The sequence below is a fragment of the Halalkalibacter wakoensis JCM 9140 genome (assembly GCF_000513095.1).
Lineage (GTDB): Bacteria > Bacillota > Bacilli > Bacillales > Bacillaceae_D > Halalkalibacter > Halalkalibacter wakoensis.
Genome location: NZ_BAUT01000154.1, coordinates 1 through 1,767, shown reverse-complemented (window position 1 = coordinate 1,767; position 1,767 = coordinate 1). Strand labels below are relative to the sequence as shown.

Here is a 1,767-nt window from a genome sequence, read left to right as displayed (position 1 = left end):
GACTTCCGCTCCATTTCTCTTTGAGCAAAAACTTTGTCAGAGCAAAACTATGATTAGCATACCAAAACGCACTGATAAAATCTGTGCGTTTTTACTCATACTTTTTGGACTATTGCACCCTATACTTTTAAGTGAATACCTTCACAAGATTTGATTACCTCCACATTAAAGCTATAACACAAAAAACGGCAAGTATAGAAGATGTGCACCTAATATACTTGCCATTTAGCTATTTGACTGTAATGATAATTCGTCTATATTTATGACTGCTTTCAATTGTTGTAATAAGTCCAATCCAATGATACCATCCAAATCAAATCCATAATTCATTGCTCAATTTCTAGAGCAAAACTTTCTGTTTGCATATCTCCAATTCTTACAGAATCAACCGTCTTCGAATATACAAACTCTGACCCTCCTACACCGATAATACGATATATCATGTCATTCTCTTCCGCTACAATCCCTATTGACTCTGCTAAGTCAGTTGATACAACTGTACTTCCTGAGCCAGTATCGACTAAAACACGTCGTAAATGAAGCAATTGTCCATTAAATGTTAGTTCCATATCCGTAAGTAATAAACCCTCATCTATAATTAGTTTTTTCACTATCGCCTAACACCTACCCATTTTTTCTCGATGATATTAGGCTCCTTTCGGTTAGTATGGAGAACATATAACTCCCGTCTAGGATCTTCTCGATGAATTTCTTGATATGCTTTCATAGCATCTGGAGAATTAGAAAACTTTTTCAAGGGAGCAATCTCATCTAAAATACGCTCACTTTTCTCATTTGTATGTGCTTGAACAGCTTCTATCAATACCCATTGTTCTGGGAAAGCTTGGCATACATCTTCCCACTTCATCCCGAGTCACCTCCATAAATAATTACTTATATTGTATCATGATCAAGTAAAGTGTAATAGCACTGCTTATTAAAGATAAGCTCCCCGTTAGCCATCCATGCAGCACATAAAATCACAGGTAGATTGAACGGCTCCTCACTTATATAGTAAAAAAAGATATAGTCTCCTTTATTAATAAATGTTGGTGAAATATTGTCATGTTCTTATTGAATGTCTCCTGTGAAATCTTTTGTTTTAATTGTCCCTAATAATAAACCTATATCTCTGGTTTGAAGATCACTATAATACCAATCATATTTTTCTGGTACGTTAATGTTTATTCTATTAGCATTCGCTAATTCGACATCATCATATAAATAGAAATAGTATTTTTCATGCTCCTCAAAGAATACAGCGGGTCAATAATCCATCTTTAAATATGTGATATTTATCAATTTTGTCATGACGACCTTCAATATCTTCCATGATAGTGATTATGTTCGGCTGACTACAACCGATTAAGACTGTAGCAATTGATTTTGTTGTTCCACTTCCTTGATGAAATGATTAACCCAATCCATATCAATCGGTCCATTTAAAACTTTATAATAACTACTATCAAAGAGATGCAAAAGGTCTCCATAAATAAAACTCATAGTCGTTTTTCCTTTTTGAGGATTTACAAAAACATGAAAACCCTTTGTTTCTTTCAAGTCTCTTTCGTATTCATTCTTACTTATCTTTTTTACTCTGTATTGGCTCAAAAACTCGGATAAATCTTCTGCGTGTTCCTTGTTATCTGTAAACAACTCGAAATTTACCAACAATGAATCAAAATTTGATGCATCGTAACTAATGATACTATCTAAGCTTTTCTCCCTATAATCATTAAACATTTTAAAAGAGAAAGAGAAATAGAC

At 33.6% G+C, this 1,767-nt stretch carries 3 protein-coding genes; all 3 read right to left on the bottom strand.

The annotated features are described in order from the left end of the window. Positions 1-326 precede the first annotated feature (326 nt). The gene (locus tag JCM9140_RS22895; RefSeq protein WP_081727827.1) at positions 327-611 is read right to left on the bottom strand and encodes a retropepsin-like aspartic protease; all 285 of its coding nucleotides are present in this window, start codon (positions 609-611) and stop codon (positions 327-329) included. Next, on the bottom strand, positions 611-868 hold the full coding sequence (locus JCM9140_RS21890; protein WP_034751795.1) for a hypothetical protein: 258 nt from the start codon (positions 866-868) through the stop codon (positions 611-613). The genes JCM9140_RS22895 and JCM9140_RS21890 overlap by 1 nt, the downstream gene beginning before the upstream one ends. 497 nt (positions 869-1,365) lie before the next feature. Beyond that, positions 1,366-1,767, bottom strand: a 402-nt coding sequence (locus tag JCM9140_RS24260) for a hypothetical protein (RefSeq protein WP_034751793.1), incomplete at its 5' end; no start/stop codon positions are given.